The following is a 17620-nucleotide window of genomic DNA, read 5'->3' as shown; positions in this document are numbered from 1 at the left end:
AAGGCTTCTCAAATGAGAAGCCTTTTTTACGTCTAAATTAAAATACTGGCTAATTTTGTTCTACTCGGTTTTCGCCGGTGACGGTAACGCTCAGCTCTCTACCAGATTCTGAGTTCATAACGCGAATTCGGTCGCCAACCATACCGTCTTCCAAAGCTACGCCTTGAGTTTCTAGTGAAAAGCTATCTGAATGGAATGAAATAATGACATGATGACCTTTAGTCGCCGCGTATTCCAACTCTACATAGCGACGAGTGAGCACCTGATTCGCCTTTGCTGAACGTCTGAGTTTCGTTCCTACCACATCGTCAATGTGCTGATAGACGGTGCCTTTGAGACTTAGCGTCTCCACACCCAGTTTTACATCGCTGGCTTCGATTCTATGCCCTTTGCGTAATGGACCTTTAGTACTTACGACCTTGGTATCTACGCTGACATTCGTTACCGCTTTGATTCGCCAGTTATTACCACACTCAACCCACCAAGTTTCAGAGCCCAGATAGTTTCCCATTGCTTTATCTGAAAACAAAGGTTGTTCACACGCCGGAAGATTATTCACAGCACTGGCGATACGAAAATTAATTTGCAGGTTTTGCAAAGCAGGAAACTGCCCAGTAACGGCAGCTTCGATTCTTTGAGACAGATAAGATTCTATTTGAAGTTGTGCAGAATCCGCCCATGCTGGAGCACAGGCAAACAGAAGAGATAGGGGGAGTAGTGAATTACGCATTCACCTCGACTCGCAGAGATTCAACCGCATCTTGAATAACCTGCTGCTGCTGTATCACTAATCGAGTATGTAACTCTGTTTTGTTTTGACACTCTAAAACCAGCTCGTGGAGTTCATCCGTCGCTTTTTTAATTGTCTCTTGAGCTTTGCCACTCATTCTATGAACAAGTTCAGTAGCATAGCGGTTGTGATTACAACCTAATTTGCCTGCCAGTTCTTTACGTTCAAAGTGCAACTTACGCAGGGACTCACTCAGATCCGTCGCTTTCTGGTTATATTCACTCACCTTCTCGTGATCGAATTTCAGACTGAATTGACGGATATCATCCAGTGTTGCAGATAATGTTTTAGCGATTTTCGCGCTTTCAACCGTTGCTTGAAAGTATAGCTTTAGCAGTTCTTTTTTATCCATTATCGTAAGTTAGCTAACACCTGAGCCAACTCTCCCATATCAAATTTGATGCTACCATCGGCAATCTGTGATTTGATGTCAGCCACACGAGCCAAATCAACGTCATCCATTGCCTTTAATGATGTACTACCTTCCGCAATGATATTTTGTTCGTGCATATTGATGTCTACTTGCTGTTTAGCCGGAGCAACCGTGTGTGCTTTATTCAGCTCAGTAGTACGAGAAACGTTCTGTACGTCTTGGATACTGTATAACGCGCTGTTATTTTCAATTTTCATGGTTGGCTCCTACCTATCTGTAATCTCTTCAATAATACATTACGGCAATGTTTTAAGTTTTATTTCACTTTTTTATTAAAGAAACGACATTTTCTCTGTTAGGCCCAACATAGTGCTTTTGAATGGCCTTTAATGCGGAAGTGCCATTCGTTGCAAACAACGCTTTTATGTTTTGCCCGAGATCATCCGATGCTTTATGACAATAGCCGATCAGTTTATCTGCAAGATGACTTTGTGAGTTGAGGATTTCCAGAGCATGGCTGTGCATTTCATTTACACGGGCGATAACACGCTCAATCGCATCCAAAGCATCGTTTGCTCTGATATCAAGCATAGTGATCATTTCCACAGTTGGATAACGCGTCAGTGCGCTGACCGTAATCGGGTTACCTTCTGGGTAACGACCACCCTGACCGGAAATGAAAATGTTAAGATCCCATTTTCGCCACATATGATCCGGCATAGCGATAATCAAACCATTCTCGTCATCACGACGTAATCGCATTTGCCCTAAGGAAAACATGACAGAGAACTGTTCAAACAGACCTTGATCAGATTCAACGCGATCGAATGCCAAAGGAATCATTTTGTTATTGATGTAGAGCGTAACCAGCTCGTTGGTCAGACGTTCACGCACCAAATCCAGCCCAGGGACATAAAAATCAATCTCAGCAATATTGGTCGTAACCGGAGCAAAAGACGAATCAATGATGTGGCGACCAAAATGTTGGCTATTCACCGCATTCATAATCTCGCGCTTGTGAATATCAACACTGTTCAGATCAGCTGTTGTCTCGGCACCCATAGAAACCAATCGCTTAATTTCTACCGCTGAGCGTGCAATTTTCTTCAGTTGTTCCACAGCCAACATCAAACCATTCACAGAACGGTGAGTATCCGCTAATTCTGCAATTAACCTTGGGCGCTCTTTCAAACGGCTCAAAGCATGCTGAGACAGCATGTTTGCTGAAGAGACTTTATTAACTGAACTGGCTTTCTCTGTTTTCGATAGACGCCCTGCCCCTACGCTTGCAGTGGTTTGCCCGCGTAGAGGAGAGGTGGTTGTCGAGTTAGATATCGTCTGAGAGCGCACTAAAACCTAACCTTATGACAAACGAATTTCGTTAGAAATGCTGAGCTGAATCACACCTTCGCCTTGCAGGCGACGTACGATGTCCAGAATTTCCTTACGGGCTCCTTCCACTTGGCTAACAGGTACCGCTCCGATACGCTGAATGTTTTCTTTTAGCTGAGTTGCCAGACGGTTCGGCATGGTATTGAAGATGTAAGCTCGGTTCTCTTCAGGCATACCTTTCATTGCAAATGCCCATTGTTCAATGGTCACTTCATTGTTAATGGCATCGATCGTTTCCTGACTCTGAGTAAACAGAGAGTAGAAGTCGAACATCGCTTCCTGAATCTCTTCTGCCATCTTCTCATCACGCTGCGTAAGGTATTCAAAGATTGCGACTTTATCACCCTGTAGACGGTTGATAATGTCTGCCACCACTTTGGTACCTTTGATGGTTTGAGGCGCGCCATCGTTGTAGTTTTCTTTACAGCGGGCAATCAGGTCTTTCAATGTTTCTGTGATACCTGATGTCAGCACCTGAGTTTGAGAAATCTGATAAATAAGCTCATTGCACTCCTCTACTGTGTATTGCTCAAGCACCTTAGACGCATAATCTAAAGGTAAGTGAGCAATCAGCAAAGCCTGCATCGTAATGTGCTCGTGGCGCAAATCTTCCACCAAAATATCGGCAGGGATCCACGCTAGCTGCTCAGCGTGAGTGCGAATTTCATCACCGTAGATTTCTGAAACCAAGTCTTTCGCTAAGTTGCCGTTCAACGTCTTATCGAGAACATTGGTTAGATACTGACGAGTACCTCCAATGATGCCGGAGTGCGAACGGAAGTCTTCAAAGAAACCGACGATAGAACGCAGTGCATCATTGGCTTTAATATCTTTCATCTTACTCATCGAATGAGCTAAACGCTTGATTTCATCATGCGTAAAGCCTTTCAATACTTCCGAGCTGATATCTTCGCCCATAGTCAAGATGAGCAGTGCTACACCTTCAACCGTTTGATGGGCATTTCTTGGATTTTCTATTTGTTCACTCATGCATGCATCCACGTTCTCAGAATTTCAGTGACTCGTTTCGGATCGTTTTGAGCGATCATTTTCAGATGTTGAATCTGAACTTCTAACGGGCTGTCTGACTCTGGTAAGTTGTCATCCATGGCCTTAATACCTGCAGCGTCTAGTGCAAGTGAATCCAATTTATTTTCTAATCCCGCAGCCGCTGTCGCACTGTTAGTGCTCAGTGCAGCCATTTCACCGGTAGAGCCGACTTCCAGCCCTTCGGTCAGTTCTTCAAGGTCAGAACCGTCTGTTTTCGTTAAGTACTGAGCCAGAGGACGCAGTACCAGCACAATCAACAGAGCAGCAACCAGTGCACCAAGCAGATACTTGATCGGCTGCAGAATATCTTGGTCTTTGTACCAAGCCATTTGTTCTGCATCTGGCATATTTGAAGCCACAAATGGGAAGCTCGTAACGTAGATAACGTCACCACGGTCCTCTTCATAGCCCACAGCACTGCGAACGACGTTTTGCATTCGCTCTAGTGTTGCATCAGACCAACCTGCTTCTCCAGCCATGCTCTCATTGACGATCACCGAAATCGTAAGCTTTTCGACAATGCCTTGCTGATGCTGAACATGGGTGACTTTACCGCTCACAGCGTATTCACGCTTTGATTCATTGCGGCTGGCTTTGGCTTTGTTCGTCTGTCCTTCCTGATTTTGCGTATCTTGATCGGTGACAGGCGGCGTGTTGCTTAGTGCTCCCGGAATACCCAGAGCTAAGCTGCCGTTATTCTCATCGCTCATTAATGTTTCAGCTCGAACAACAGGTGTGCCGTAGGTTTCTTCAGTTTCCTGGCGTTTCGAGAAATCAACCTTTGCTGACACCTGAACACGAAAGTTCGATGAACCCAAAATCGGCGTAAGCATGTCTGATGCTTGTGACACCAAATGCTTTTCAATGTTACGACGGTAATCTGTTTGGCGATTGGTCGATACCGCTAAGTCATCAAGCGAAGTATCTTTTGATAACAGACGACCATACTGATCCACCACACGCACATTTTCAGCTTTCAGGCCAATTACAGCACCTGAAACCAAGTTAACGATAGAGTCAACCTGACCCGGTTTAAGATCCATACCTTCAATAAGCTGAACCATCACCGAAGCGCGCGCTTGTTCTTGGTCTTTGCGCTTAAACAGTGATGCTTTAGGAATTGCCAGATGCACACGTGCAACCGCAATTGATTCCATGGTCACAATACTTCTTGCTAACTCCCCTTCTAAAGCATGACGATAGCGAGCCGTTTCCATAAATTGGCTTTCGCCCAATGAATCTGTGCTTGCTAAGGTATCAAAGCCACTCGGCAGTTGCTGCTTTAGACCTTTTGCAGCCAGAATCATCCTTGTTTTTGCGACTTCATTGCTCGGCACCATGATTTGGCCGCTGTCGCTGTTTAGCTCATACTTGAGCCCTGATTGATCTAAGAGTTGCAGTACCTGACTTGAGTCATAGTTTGATGAAGTACTGTAAAGCGGGCGGTACTCTTCTGCAGACGCCCATAACATGACGACAATGATCGCAGCTGAGATCATTGAAAATATTGTGATTATGACAACATTACGTTGCGAGCTGCTCCAGAACGACTTTACTCTCTCCACGGCAGATTGTAATTTGTCGGATGCATTAGAAGCTACGATCGTAACCCCTTTCTCATTTGCCATATATTAACGCCTATCGTCACTAAACCGACATCTTGATGATGTCATTGAAATTCGTAACCATCTTGTTTCGAACTTGCATTAATGCTGAAAAAGAAAGCTGCGCTTTCTGCGCAGCCACTGTCGCGCCAATAAGGTCATCACTTTGACCCAACTCAACTGCGGTAATTTTTGCTTCAGCAGTCTTTTGGCGGGCGTCAACACTATCAAAAATTCCTTTTAATGTGCTGCTAAACTCAAGGCTTGAGGACATTCCTACGCGACTATCAGATATTTCGACAAGTTTAGTTAACGGGTTCTGAGTAATAGCCTGATTTTCATTCAGACGATTGATCATTGATTGTTCAATACCTGTAATAGCATGCATTTCCAAAACTTTTCTCCTTACGCCTTTCTGTTTGAAAAGCGTACATTTTTTCTATTTTCTAACCAGTTCAACTTCAACGCGACGGTTTTCGTCTCGCCCTTCTGCTGTGCTATTGGTGGCTATTGGGTAGCGAGAGCCGTGCCCTCTCAGTTCCATTTTTTCTTTTGGAACCCCAGCCAACATCATCCAATACGCCACATCGTCGGCACGTCTTCTTGAAACACTTAAATTCACCACTGTATCTCCGTGGCTATCCGAGTGACCGCTGATCAGGACCTTCTTAATTCGCTTATCGAACAGCACCAGTTCACTGATTTCAGCCAGCTGATCACGCTGTGCTTCCGTCAACGCTAACGCACCAGACTTGAAGTTAAATACCGTCTTACGCGCCTCTTGATAACTGATTGGCGGCAATGCTGTTGTGCAGCTTTGAAACGTTTCAATTGCACTGTGCATGTTGGCCGTAGGGAAGGTAACGCTGTGAAAATCATCACGAACAGTTAACCAAGCGCCACTCATTACGTCGCGATACACAAAGTCAGCCCCTTGAATGACTTCTGCTGATTTCTTCTTGCGAATGAATTCATTCACCATGGTCGATTCATACAGAGCGTTTCCCCACACTGGCGGTTCTGTTTCAATCACCATGCTGTCGTTAAATGAGCCAACACTGCGTCCGGAGATCACTAGAGAAATAGGCTTACCTGCAACCACATCAAACTTGGCATTGATGCCTGAGTGAGTGTCTTCTACAGAGAGATAGCAGGTGTCACCATCGATCACCGCTTGCCATTGCACCTCATCAAAAGGCACGACATAGTCAGCAGCACTAGAGAAAAAAGCAGCGCTTGAAAGCGCTGCCGTTATTAAGGCTTGGTATTTCATACTGAATCACATCAAGTCAAACAATGATGAACTGGTCATTACTTTGGCAAACACTGATTGCGATGCCTGTAATGTATTCATACTTTCAGTCAAACGAACCGATGCTTCTGCATAATCTAATGCATTGATATCTGTCTTCACCGTTTCCGCATACAAAACAGCATCTGCGTTATTGACGGCCATTCGGTCAAGAGAGTTATAGTTTGCACCAAGAATAGTCACGGTGTTGAGAATGCTTTTCTGGGTGGCATCTGCGCTATCGATAGCGGCACCTAAAATAGCATTCTTGTTCTCGGTTGGATTTTTTAACTCAGCAATAGCTGCATCCAGCGTTGTGAAGAAATCCAAGCTACCTTGAAGCGTTTCTTGAACAGTAAAGTTGCTGTTCATTGAACCATCTTCACTGATTTTGGTATTGCGGTGATCCGCATTGCCACCAAATGAATAGCTCACTGGATCCGTAGAATCATCGACAATAATTGCTTCTGAATAGACGTCGGTGCCAGAGAAGATGTAGATACCATCTGACTTCTTGTTAAACGTGTCTAATGCTTGCTGTCTCAACGACTCAAGCTCTGCGATGATACCGCCACTTGATTCTTCACCTACCGTGGCGTTATTCGCTTGCAACAACAGGTCATGCACGTCTAGAACCAGGTCATTGACCGACATCAGATACGTTTCATATTCGCTGTACTTTGACTGCACATTTGAAATGTTGCTTGAGTATTGTTCTGCGCTGGAAATAGTTTTATCCAGACTTAACAGTTTCATCGAACCACTTGGGTCATCCGACAAACTGTTAATTTTGTTACCTGTAGCGATTTGCTCTGCAACACGGTTGATCTCAACGTTTGAGTTCATCATCGCTCGCGTCATCATCGTGGTAAATTGTGAATCTGTGATTCGCATAATAGTCTCCGATTAGAATGAGTTGAGGACGGTGTCGAACATTTGGCTAGCGGTAGAGATAACCTTCATGTTGGCCTGATACGCATTCATATACATCATCAAGTTTGCTGCTTCTTCATCTGAGCTCACAGCACTGATACTGTCGCGTGCAGTTTGCGCTTCACTGATGCTGATGGATGCGGTATTAAAGTTATTTTGAGCTTGCTGAGTGGCAACGCCTACGTAACCGTTAATTTTTGCGTAAGCGTCATACACGTTGATATTGGAGCCACCGATAGAAATCGGTTGGTTCGCCAAATCCGCAAGTGCTGTAGCAAAAGTGCCATCACCAATACTACCCGTCCCCGACAATGCCAATTCTTCCGCTGTAATCCCTGTGAGACTTAAAGAACTCGCTGGGTTATCTGGGTCATAAGTAAACAATTCTTGACCTGCATTGCCGTTAAGGTCAGTGGCACCCGCAGACGTCAAAATGGAGTTCACCGCATCAGCAAAACCAGCTGCGATGTTATTGATGTCTTCCATAATCGGGAAGTACTGATCATTTTTCAGATCGGCAATTGCGCCTAACTCACCGCCTTTCGGATCGTTAAGAGCAACAGACTGACCATTAAAGGTTAAAACAAGGTCGGTATTGTAGGCACCGCCCGAGGCTTCATTAACACTGATCTGAGCAACGCTTTGACCTGAAATCAATGGCTGCCCAGACTTAGTTGAAAGCTCAACGGTACCGTCTTCTTTGGTCAGTACATTCACACCAATCGATTTAGAAATTTCGTTCAGTTGAAGATCCAATGCGTCTTGCAGACTCGCAATATCCTGACCTGAACCAGACGCTTTACGAATCTGTTCATTCAGTTTGGCAATGTTATCTAGCTGACTGTTCAAGCTCTCAATGGTCTGGTTTTGTGTACGCATCAAAGTACTGAGTTCATTTTCAATCTGACTCATGGTGCCATTGAAGCGTGATGCCAAGCTGCCCGCTGTCGCCAGAATCTGGTTACGATAAACCAGAGATTCAGGGCTTAACGTTGCTTCATCCAGCGCTGCGAAAAACTCATCAAAACCGGTACTGATATTCAAACCTTCCATGCCCAGAACGTTCTCAATACCTTGCATACCAACCATATACGTCTGGTTGTATTGCATTTCCTGACCCGCAGAGCGTAAACGTTCGATAGCCGCTTGATCAGAGACACGACGAATACTTGCGACGGTTACACCATCACCTGCTCCGTAGTTACCTGCGCCGCCATAGACGACAGTTGCTTGTTCAACAACTTTGCGCGTGTAGCCGTTTACAGTCATATTTGCTGTATTTTGCGCTGTCACGTTCATCGCGACTTGGTTCGTCATTAAGCCTGACAAGCCAATGTTATACATACTCATGTGTTATACACTCCCTACGGTTTGGCCAGACAGTTGTTGATACAACAACTCTGCAAGTCCAAATGAGCTTTTCTTAGTCACGGAAATAGCCAATTGATTATCTAATAGGTCTTGAAACATTCCGTTTGAGTTATTTGATAATGGGTTTTCTTCATCACCCAAAGCTTCAGTTGCCGTTCTCATCCGCTTAAGCATTTCCTGTACGAAAATCGCTTCAAACTGCTTCGAGACTTCGCGCAATGCGGCATCTTCATCATCGTGATACTTCAATGAATTGAGAGATGTCGGGTCAAACTGAAGCGCAGTGTTGTCATCAAAATTCAGCGACGATAAGTCACCTGCTGACACCAATGCTTCGTCATAAATCGACGCCATATTTTGATTTAAAGATGACGTCATTACTTGCTGTGCAGTACGAGTACCATGACTCGACGGGCTTGAAAATGGTTGAACCAGAGGAACAGAATTCAGCTCAGCATAATCAGCAATACCTGACACTTGGTTTGGATTAACGCTGATGTTTTCTACACTACCGACGGCATTCGCCGCCTTGGCACTTTCTATCGCGATAATTGGATTTGTCATTAAATCACCACCAGCTCGCCGTTAATCGCGCCCACTTCATCCAGTGCCTGAAGTATTTGCATCAGCACCGTTGGTGAAGCGCCAATTCTGTTTACCGCATCAACAATTTCTTGTAACTGTGTGCCTTCAGGCCAGACCATTGCGCCGTTATCCACTTCACTAATCGAGATGTTGGAATCATTGACTACAGTTGTTTGGCCCGGTGCATTAAAGCTGCCGGCAGAATTAGGTTGCGATACCAGCTGGTCTTCACGAATGGACACCGTGAGGCCACCTTGTGAAACAATCGCTTCACTGACTGTGACACCTTTACTGATCACCACTGTGCCTGTACGTGAGTTAAAGACGATTTTCGGTAGCGACTCACCTTCGTTTACGTCCAACTGTTCAATCATGGATAAGAACATGATGCGGTCTTCGCTGTCTGTTGGAGCCGCCACTTCCACCAAACCTTTGTTCACCGCTTTTGCTACGCCGCGACCAAAAGTTTTGTTGATCACTTTAGATATGTTCAATGCCGTTTGATAATGTGGCTTCTTAAGTTGCAAACTCAGTGTTGGGTCTTCGTCTTCAGCACCGTTAGCTGCACGTTCTAGTGTTGCGCCATTTGGAATTCGTGCCGCAGTGGGAGTGTTGTTCGTCACGCTAGAACCATCGTTGGCTGTCACTTTATAACCTCCAACCACAAGATGACCTTGTGCAATAGCATAAACGTTGCCGTCTACCCCCTTTAGTTCTGTCATCAATAGCGTTCCGCCTTGAAGACTTTTCGCATCACCAATCGAAGCGACTGTGACATCCAGCGTCTGACCCGGACCTTTGTGAGAGCTCACTACTGCTGTAACACTTACAGCAGCGACGTTTTTTGTTTTTGGCTTTGAGCCATCTTCCAACTGAACACCGAACTGTTGAACCATGTTGACAATAGATTGCTGGGTGAATTTCACTTGTGACTTATCACCAGTGCCATCCAAACCCACAACCACACCGTAACCAATCAATTGGTTGGTTCGGTCACCGTATACATCCGTGATATGGCTAATCGGTACTGCGGTTGCACTACCGAAAAACAAACAACCAAACACTGCCAAAATGCAGTGTTTGAAATTAAGTCTTTGTTTCATTAAAACGGTACCCACGGAGAATTGAAAAACTGTGTTAACCAACCCGCTGTGTTCGTATCGGCAAATGTACCTCTGCCGGAATACGTAATTCGGGCATCAGCAATACGCTGAGAAGACAAGGTGTTGCCGGAACCAATGTCACTTGCACGCACGTTACCAGACAAGCGGATAAACTCATCACCTTGATTTAGCTTGAGCCATTTTTCGCCACGCACACGAAGCACACCATTTGGCAATACTTGGTATACCGTAACAGTGATAGAACCGCTCAAACTGTTACCTTGCTTAGAGGCTGCGCTGCCGTTGAAATCACGGTTTCCGTCAATACTTGCCGAGAAACGGTCGTAAGTTCTGCCACCGACGGTAGGCACATTAAGTGAAGCGCCAGAGCTTTTGCCGTATTTGGTGGTTGCACTTTTGTCCGACTCGGTTTTCTCATCCAATACCACTGTCAAAATGTCACCCACGCGATAGGCTCGGCGATCTTGGAACAGTGTCATTGAAGCATTGCCAGCGTAAAGGCTACCTTTACTCACACGTTCAACTTCATAGTTGAGTTCGGGCGGCGCATACGCTTCATCATCCGGCTTCGGTGGCACAAATTCCTGCCCACGACCAGCACAACCAGCCAATAACAGAATTGACGCAATAACGGATGAGCGCTTAGCGATACTTACAAGGTTTGTTAAACACATAAAACTAGCCATTACTTAGGTATGGTTTGCTAGGTACTGCAACATGTTGTCTGCCGCACTGACCATTTTTGCGCTCATCTCGTATGCTCGTTGCGTTGAGATCATATCCACCATCTCTTCAACCACTTGTACGTTAGAGGTTTCTAAAGCGCCTTGTTTGATGTAACCCGCACCTTCCGTACCTGCAGCCAGTTCCATCGCTTCACCTGAAGCTTCTGTTTCAGCCAGCAAGTTACCACCAAGCGCCGTTAGGCCTTGAGGGTTCATAAACTTAACCAGAGTGATTTCACCTAGATCTTGCGGTTCTGTTTCACCTGGAATCGTTGCCGATACGGTGCCGTCTTCTGCAATAGACACAAGAATTGCATTATCAGGAACCGTAATTTCTGGTTGCAGCAGATAACCTTGAGTGTTCACCATTGAACCATCTGAATTCACGTGAAACTGACCGTTGCGCGTGTAAAGCATTTCGCCATCAGGACCTTCGATCTGGAAAAATCCATCACCCATGATCGCTAAGTCATACTGCTGGGATGTATTGTTAATGTTGCCCTGAGTAAATACTTTTTCAGTACCAGCGACACGCACACCATTACCTAACTGAATACCCGTTGGGTGTACGTTAAGATCATCGGTGCCTGTACCCGCTTGTTTTTCTACTGCGTAGAACAAATCTTCGAATACCACTCGGTCACGCTTAAAACCGACTGTGTTTACGTTCGCCAGGTTGTTGGAAATCGCGGTCATTTTTGAGTCCTGAGCCGCCATACCTGTTTTTGAAATCATTAATGCGCTATGCATAACTTACCTACTAAATTCTTATTACGCTTTCAGCAACTGGTTGCCAAGCTTGTCTATCTCTGATGCGGTTGCCATCGCCCTTACTTGCATTTCGTACTGACGAGAAAGCGACATCATGCTGACCAACTCTTCCAAACTTGAAACGTTGCTCGATTCCAGATAACCAGAACGAACAGAGACGTCTGGATCAGCCATCAAGGTGTTGCCATCTTTCGCAACGAACAAGCCTGACTTATCCAACGTCATATCAAAGTAATCTGGGTTAACCAGTTTCAGGGTTGCGATTTCCATTTCCGCGCCGCCTCCCGGAGGAGTAATGCTCAGAACACCATCTTTAGAGACGTTAATCGCTTGATACTCGGGAACAACAATTGGACCACCATCACTTAGCACCTGACGATCGCCCACCATTAAGTTACCTTCTGGTGTGAGATTGAAATTACCCGCACGGGTATACAGCTCATCTGGTTCACCTTGTTTGCCTTCCAAAGCAAAAAAGCCCGTACCGTTAATTTGTACGTCCAGAGGGCGGTCAGTACGAATTTCCGTACCGTGTGCAAAGTTGTTAGAAGCCGAGTTTGTGCGTGTTGTTGTTGATGACTCAAAACCAGAACCATTAATCTTCATTGGTGTTGAGTGTTCCATGATCGCTTTAAAGCCGACGGTATTAACTTGAGCAAGGTTGTTGGCTCGAACTTCTTGAGCCAACATTACGCGCTCTGCACCTTTCGCTGCGGTGAACAGAATTGGATTCATAATTAAACCGCGTTAAATAGCGACTGCATCAGTTGATCTGATGTAGAAATCGTTTTGGTGTTCGCTTGGTAGTTACGTTGCGCGGTCATCAGGCTTACCAGCTCAGAAGTTAAATCAACGTTTGAGCTTTCAAGCGCACCAGAAGCAAGTTCACCAAATTGACCGGTACCTGGTACGCCGTACACAGGATTGCCTGACGCGAAAGTTTGCGTCCAAGACGTGTTTGATGTTTGTAGTAGTTCTTGCGGCGCAGTGAAGTTTGCAAGAACTAACTGGCCTTGAAGCAGAGACTGACCATTGCTGTATGTCGCATAAACCATACCGTTTGATTCGATACGGATATCCGCAAAATCACCAGCGGTGTAACCATTCGCGCTGTTTTGAGAAACCACAAAGTCACTGCCGTACTGGCTGAGTTTTGAAATGTCGATAGTGATATCCAGTGGGTTTGCCCCCGCTGCATTTGCCGTCACTGTGTATGACGGGTTTGATGTCAGCTTACCTGTAGTATCAAAGGTTACGGGTGATTCAGTAATGACATTCGTGGTATCACCATCAACAACAGAGTGAATCGACCATTCGTTGTCAGCAGTTTTTACAAAATACTGAGTCAGTGTGTGCTCGTTACCCAATGAGTCATAAACTGGAGTCGTGTATGAGTTGGTGTAAGAATTTGAATCTGAAGGATCAAACGGATAAGTCGCCGTATCAACAACCTCTGAACGAGAATCCAGGTTTGACGTAAATGTCATGCTATCCGTTGCTTTCGCTGGCAGTGAAGCACTGTCAATCTTCAGGTTACCCACTGAACCTTCTAGCAAGTTATTATTTCCATCCACTTGATACCCTTGTAGGCTACCGCCAGTATTGGAAACAATGTAGCCATTCGCATCCATAGAGAATGCGCCGTTACGGGTATAGCTCATCTGACCGTTACCTTCTTGGATAACAAAAAAACCACCGCCCGTTAACGCCATATCTAACGAACGACCAGTACCTGCGATTGAACCCAGTGAATCAAAGTTCTGGCTGATGCCATTCACTTGCACACCACCCGCTTGACCACCGTTATATACAGAGCCAAACTCGGTACGAGACTCTTTAAAGCCCGTCGTTGATGAGTTAGCGATGTTATTTGAAATGGTATTTAGCTCTTGGTTAGAGGCATTTAGACCGCTTAGGGCAATATTAAAACTCATAAAATACTCTCTTAATTAACTGTTGTTACTTTTCTGCCCAAAAGAGGCAATTTCGTAAAATGGAATGTCGCCAATGCCGTTGATAGTCAAGACACTAGCACCACCAGTAGATGGGATAGAGACCATTTCAACAGTTCCGTTTAGCGTAATATTGGGTGTGTAAGTTTGGCCTTCATCGAGCAGTACATTCATGCTGTACTTGCCTTCGAGACCTAACTCAGCTGTATCAATAGAAAAATCGACTTTGCCAGAAGAATGGCTGCCCAAAGCAATGTTGGTCACGTTGCCTTGTTCATCAGTCAGTTGAAGCGTTACCGTGTTAGATGGCGATGTCAGCTCAATAGAGCCGTCGTAAACAGTGCTGCCATCCGCTTGTAGTGTATCCGTACGGACAGACACAGTTTGACCCACCAAGTCTGCGGTCGTCAGTACTTGTAAGTTATCCATCATGATGGCGTTGTTGTTGAGAATCGTCACCATGTTCTCAGTACTTTGCACCTGAGCAAAAGTCGCTAGCTGAGATACGTATTCTGTACCGTCAGAAGGATTCAACGGATCCTGGTTCTGAACCTGAGCCACCATCAAGGTAATAAATTGGTTATACAATGCATCCGCGCTGTTCTGATTGGTTGCAACGGCTGAAGCGGAAGTTGTGGCCGATTGAACGCTGACGCTAGTGTCTGCACCAGCTACTACAGTTGCCATCTATTACACCTCCCAAATACGCATCAAAGATTGCTGCATTGATTTCACGTTGTTAAGCACTTCAACGTTCGCTTCAAAACTGCGTGTTGAGGACATCATGTCTGCCATTTCATTCACCACGTTTATTCCTGTGTGGTAAACGTATCCCTGATCATTGGCCAAAGGGTTATTTGGCTCATAGCGAGTTTGTGCCAGACCATCCAACTCAATCACATCTGCAATTTTTACAGGTACCAGACCTTGATCTTTTTGTGCTGCAGACAGCGAGTTAAACGCTGCAGAAAAAACTGGCTTTAATGGCTTGTACACATCGTTTGGGTTACTCGCGACCGAATCAGCGTTCGCCAAGTTACTAGAGATTGTATTCAAACGAATGGTTTGAGCCGTCATAGCTGAACCGGATGTTTCGTAAATGCCGTTAAAAGACATGGTGCCCCTTAAATAAATTACTCATGGTTCTGTGTCAGAACCTTATTGACCTTCAATCGCTCGTTTTAAGCCTGATACTTTTGACTTTAGAAACTGCAAACTCTGATGGTATTCCATACTGTTTTGAGCAAATCGGGCTTGTTCAGATTGAAGCTCTACTGTGTTTCCGTCTCGAGAACGTTGCACTGGTATTCTGTACATCGTATCGGTTTGAATACGAGTCGATGATACGCCGCCAATTTCAGACATTACTGCATTAAACGTAACGTCCTTTGCTTTGTAATTAGGCGTATCTACGTTTGCAATATTCGAAGCAAGTACCGAGGTACGTTCTGTTCGAAATTGCAGCATTGTAGGGTGTATCCCTAAAGCATTGTCTAAACTAATCATGGCGCTACAATAAAATCCTAATAATGCATTCATGGTTATTTCTGCAATGCATTCATAACCTGAAAATAAAACATTCAACATTAATGATCTGCATTATAAATAAATGGAATCATTTCGAATGTAGGAATAGTCCCAAACTCCTTCGTAGATCTTCCTAACAATCCTTACATAGCAATATATTAAGAATAATGGGCTGTTTTTCATTTGAAGTAATATTGTGCTTATGTATAATCGCCCGCCTATTACCGAACCCTATAATTCGGTTTAGTTCTTTGGAGTATTTTCATGCAACATATCGCAATAACCGATATTGGCAATCCGAAAATTGCCATTAAAAAAAGGATTATTGAGTTTCTTCAAGAACATGCGAACGTAATTAAACGTCAGCTACGTGGTACCTTTAATGGTGTATCCGTCGAAGTTGAGCCACGAGACGAAGGCTCTTCTGAAGAAGACTTACACGAAATATGCCTTGATATAAGTAATATCGGTATTATTTCTTTTTCTTTATCCATCAGTACGTTGGATAAACTATTTTGCAAACATCTGAATATTCCTACAAATAGTTCAGATAGCAATGTGGGCATTAATTCAATTACAGTTTCACACAGTAAATTTTTTGAACGTTTTGTAAGTAAAATAATTAATTGTTTATTTCCTAGCGAAAAAATAAAAGCGATTCAATGTGAAAAGATTAAACACACTGACATTGAAATTAATTGCGAACTTATTGTAGGCAATATACATGAAGACATGTTTATTACCTTCAGTGAAGATTCGTTGAAATATTTTTCAAATGGTTTAAGAAAATACAAACCATTTACACAGAAAGATGTCGTCGCAACATTGAATCAAGTGCCCGTTGATATCAGCGCCATTCTGATGAAAACAGAATTATCTATTGATGCGCTTGATACCATCTCTGTCGGGGACGTAATCGATTTGCAAAAACCTGAACAAATTGACGTGAAAGTAAGTGGCAACACTCTATTTAAAGGTCAACTTGTCATTGATGAACATGCTCAATTTGGAGTGAAGTATGAGTGATTTAGACCAACTAGATGATCTTGACCTGCTAAACGATGACCTGGATTTCGATGCACAGGATTCAGCGTTAACATCGAATAAAGCACCTAACACGTTAGATGCACCAACAAGCAAGTCAAACATTGGTATGATTCGCGACATTCCTGTTGAAGTGACAGTAGAAGTTTCAAGACGCAGCCTTCCTTTAAAAGAAGTGATGGCGATTGAACCTTCTTCTGTTGTCATGCTGGATAAGCATGAAGGCGAGCCCGTTGATATCAAGATCAACGGTGTTTTATTTGGTACAGGAAGCATTATCACTAAGGATGGCAAATACGGTGTTCAAGTTTTGTCTCTAGTCGATAGTGGAAGCCATGAATAAAAAGCTTTTAGGATGGCTAACAGTCATCCTTTTTTTATTGTTGCCTAACATAGCAGCAGCAGAGCCAGAACTGAGCCTGTTCACCATCAATGATGCTTCAGGCTCCAGTGAATACTCGGTAAAACTGCAAATCCTCATTTTGATGACAATGCTGAGCTTTATTCCAGCATTTATCATCATGTGTACCTGCTTTACACGCATCATCATTGTATTGGGTATTTTAAGACAAGCGCTCGGTTTACAGCAGTCGCCACCAAACCAAGTATTGGTAGGCCTTGCTTTGATCTTTAGTATCCTGATTATGCGTCCAGTTTGGACAGACATTTACGACAATGCCTACCAACCTTATGCCAATAATGAAATCACCTTAGTTGATGCTCTACAAAGAGGCAGTGTTCCTTTGCGTGAATATATGTTGGCGCAAACGCAAACCCAGACTCTTGAACAAGTCACCAAAATAGCAGACGAACCTTTAGCAGACAAACCCGAAGACATTCCGTTTTTGGTGCTGTTGCCAGCCTATGTACTGAGTGAACTGAAAATTGCGTTCCAGATTGGCTTTATGGTGTTCTTACCATTTCTAATCATCGACCTTGTTGTGGCATCCGTATTGATGTCTATGGGTATGATGATGCTTTCACCATTGATCGTGTCACTACCATTTAAACTGCTGATATTTGTTGTCGTTGATGGCTGGGGAATGTTACTGGGTAGCTTGTCACAAAGCTTCTGGATAGGAGGCTAG

At 44.3% G+C, this 17620-nt stretch carries 22 protein-coding genes; 3 read left to right on the top strand and 19 right to left on the bottom strand.

The window, feature by feature from the left end; translation table 11 throughout:
• Positions 1-49 precede the first annotated feature (49 nt).
• From flgA to flgB, 19 genes are all read right to left on the bottom strand, one after another.
• The gene (gene flgA / locus L3V23_RS12090; RefSeq protein ID WP_102965597.1) at positions 50-730 is read right to left on the bottom strand and encodes a flagellar basal body P-ring formation chaperone FlgA; all 681 of its coding nucleotides are present in this window, start codon (positions 728-730) and stop codon (positions 50-52) included.
• Positions 723-1142, bottom strand: coding sequence for an ATPase (locus L3V23_RS12085; protein ID WP_102962634.1), 420 nt, complete (start codon positions 1140-1142; stop codon positions 723-725). Before L3V23_RS12085 ends, flgA begins: the two co-directional genes overlap by 8 nt.
• Positions 1142-1420: a flagellar biosynthesis anti-sigma factor FlgM gene (flgM, locus tag L3V23_RS12080; RefSeq protein WP_102965596.1), complete on the bottom strand. Its 279-nt coding sequence runs from the start codon at positions 1418-1420 to the stop codon at positions 1142-1144. The genes L3V23_RS12085 and flgM overlap by 1 nt, the downstream gene beginning before the upstream one ends.
• 64 nt (positions 1421-1484) lie before the next feature.
• Positions 1485-2513 (bottom strand): hypothetical protein, encoded by a 1029-nt coding sequence (locus tag L3V23_RS12075; protein WP_102965595.1) that lies wholly within the window; start codon positions 2511-2513, stop codon positions 1485-1487.
• 12 nt (positions 2514-2525) lie between these two features.
• A complete protein-coding gene (locus L3V23_RS12070) occupies positions 2526-3545 on the bottom strand; it encodes a FliG C-terminal domain-containing protein (RefSeq protein ID WP_102965594.1) in 1020 nt (339 codons plus the stop codon).
• On the bottom strand, positions 3542-5233 hold the full coding sequence (gene fliF / locus L3V23_RS12065) for a flagellar basal-body MS-ring/collar protein FliF (protein ID WP_102965593.1): 1692 nt from the start codon (positions 5231-5233) through the stop codon (positions 3542-3544). The genes L3V23_RS12070 and fliF overlap by 4 nt, the downstream gene beginning before the upstream one ends.
• Before the next feature lie 19 nt (positions 5234-5252).
• The gene (fliE, locus tag L3V23_RS12060; RefSeq protein WP_269349568.1) at positions 5253-5597 is read right to left on the bottom strand and encodes a flagellar hook-basal body complex protein FliE; all 345 of its coding nucleotides are present in this window, start codon (positions 5595-5597) and stop codon (positions 5253-5255) included.
• A 51-nt stretch (positions 5598-5648) separates the two neighbouring features.
• Positions 5649-6482 carry an OmpA family protein gene (locus tag L3V23_RS12055; protein WP_237292382.1) on the bottom strand — a complete coding sequence of 278 codons (834 nt, stop codon included), beginning with the start codon at positions 6480-6482 and terminating at the stop codon, positions 5649-5651.
• A 6-nt stretch (positions 6483-6488) separates the two neighbouring features.
• Positions 6489-7394 (bottom strand): flagellar hook-associated protein FlgL, encoded by a 906-nt coding sequence (gene flgL / locus L3V23_RS12050; RefSeq protein WP_102965592.1) that lies wholly within the window; start codon positions 7392-7394, stop codon positions 6489-6491.
• 12 nt (positions 7395-7406) lie between these two features.
• Positions 7407-8783 carry a flagellar hook-associated protein FlgK gene (gene flgK, locus L3V23_RS12045; protein ID WP_102965591.1) on the bottom strand — a complete coding sequence of 459 codons (1377 nt, stop codon included), beginning with the start codon at positions 8781-8783 and terminating at the stop codon, positions 7407-7409.
• 3 nt (positions 8784-8786) lie between these two features.
• The gene (locus tag L3V23_RS12040) at positions 8787-9368 is read right to left on the bottom strand and encodes a rod-binding protein (RefSeq protein ID WP_237292381.1); all 582 of its coding nucleotides are present in this window, start codon (positions 9366-9368) and stop codon (positions 8787-8789) included.
• The gene (locus tag L3V23_RS12035; protein ID WP_102962641.1) at positions 9368-10492 is read right to left on the bottom strand and encodes a flagellar basal body P-ring protein FlgI; all 1125 of its coding nucleotides are present in this window, start codon (positions 10490-10492) and stop codon (positions 9368-9370) included. The genes L3V23_RS12040 and L3V23_RS12035 overlap by 1 nt, the downstream gene beginning before the upstream one ends.
• Positions 10492-11187, bottom strand: a complete 696-nt coding sequence (flgH, locus tag L3V23_RS12030) for a flagellar basal body L-ring protein FlgH (RefSeq protein ID WP_102965590.1) — start codon at positions 11185-11187, stop codon at positions 10492-10494. The genes L3V23_RS12035 and flgH overlap by 1 nt, the downstream gene beginning before the upstream one ends.
• A gap of 15 nt (positions 11188-11202) precedes the next feature.
• Positions 11203-11988 (bottom strand): flagellar basal-body rod protein FlgG, encoded by a 786-nt coding sequence (flgG, locus tag L3V23_RS12025; RefSeq protein ID WP_102965589.1) that lies wholly within the window; start codon positions 11986-11988, stop codon positions 11203-11205.
• A gap of 21 nt (positions 11989-12009) precedes the next feature.
• Positions 12010-12744: a flagellar basal body rod protein FlgF gene (gene flgF / locus L3V23_RS12020; RefSeq protein WP_237292380.1), complete on the bottom strand. Its 735-nt coding sequence runs from the start codon at positions 12742-12744 to the stop codon at positions 12010-12012.
• A 2-nt stretch (positions 12745-12746) separates the two neighbouring features.
• Complete coding sequence (gene flgE, locus L3V23_RS12015; protein WP_102962645.1) at positions 12747-13943, bottom strand: flagellar hook protein FlgE; 1197 nt, start codon at positions 13941-13943, stop codon at positions 12747-12749.
• 15 nt (positions 13944-13958) lie between these two features.
• On the bottom strand, positions 13959-14648 hold the full coding sequence (locus L3V23_RS12010) for a flagellar hook capping FlgD N-terminal domain-containing protein (RefSeq protein WP_102965587.1): 690 nt from the start codon (positions 14646-14648) through the stop codon (positions 13959-13961).
• A 3-nt stretch (positions 14649-14651) separates the two neighbouring features.
• Positions 14652-15077 carry a flagellar basal body rod protein FlgC gene (gene flgC, locus L3V23_RS12005; protein WP_102965586.1) on the bottom strand — a complete coding sequence of 142 codons (426 nt, stop codon included), beginning with the start codon at positions 15075-15077 and terminating at the stop codon, positions 14652-14654.
• Between the two features lie 42 nt (positions 15078-15119).
• A complete protein-coding gene (gene flgB, locus L3V23_RS12000; protein WP_102962648.1) occupies positions 15120-15467 on the bottom strand; it encodes a flagellar basal body rod protein FlgB in 348 nt (115 codons plus the stop codon).
• A gap of 285 nt (positions 15468-15752) precedes the next feature.
• Here flgB and L3V23_RS11995 point away from each other — a divergent pair, with 285 nt between their 5' ends.
• From L3V23_RS11995 to fliP, 3 genes are read left to right on the top strand one after another with little or no spacing between them, the layout of a single operon-like run.
• A complete protein-coding gene (locus tag L3V23_RS11995; RefSeq protein ID WP_102965585.1) occupies positions 15753-16514 on the top strand; it encodes a FliM/FliN family flagellar motor C-terminal domain-containing protein in 762 nt (253 codons plus the stop codon).
• On the top strand, positions 16507-16875 hold the full coding sequence (locus tag L3V23_RS11990; RefSeq protein ID WP_102962650.1) for a FliM/FliN family flagellar motor switch protein: 369 nt from the start codon (positions 16507-16509) through the stop codon (positions 16873-16875). The genes L3V23_RS11995 and L3V23_RS11990 overlap by 8 nt, the downstream gene beginning before the upstream one ends.
• On the top strand, positions 16868-17620 hold the full coding sequence (gene fliP / locus L3V23_RS11985) for a flagellar type III secretion system pore protein FliP (protein ID WP_102965584.1): 753 nt from the start codon (positions 16868-16870) through the stop codon (positions 17618-17620). The genes L3V23_RS11990 and fliP overlap by 8 nt, the downstream gene beginning before the upstream one ends.

Origin of the sequence: Vibrio sp. A1-b2, assembly GCF_021726015.1 — a bacterium.
GTDB classification, from domain to species: domain Bacteria; phylum Pseudomonadota; class Gammaproteobacteria; order Enterobacterales; family Vibrionaceae; genus Vibrio; species Vibrio diazotrophicus.
The sequence above is the reverse complement of the archived record's forward strand: the minus strand, read 5'-3'. Positions and strand labels throughout refer to the sequence as shown.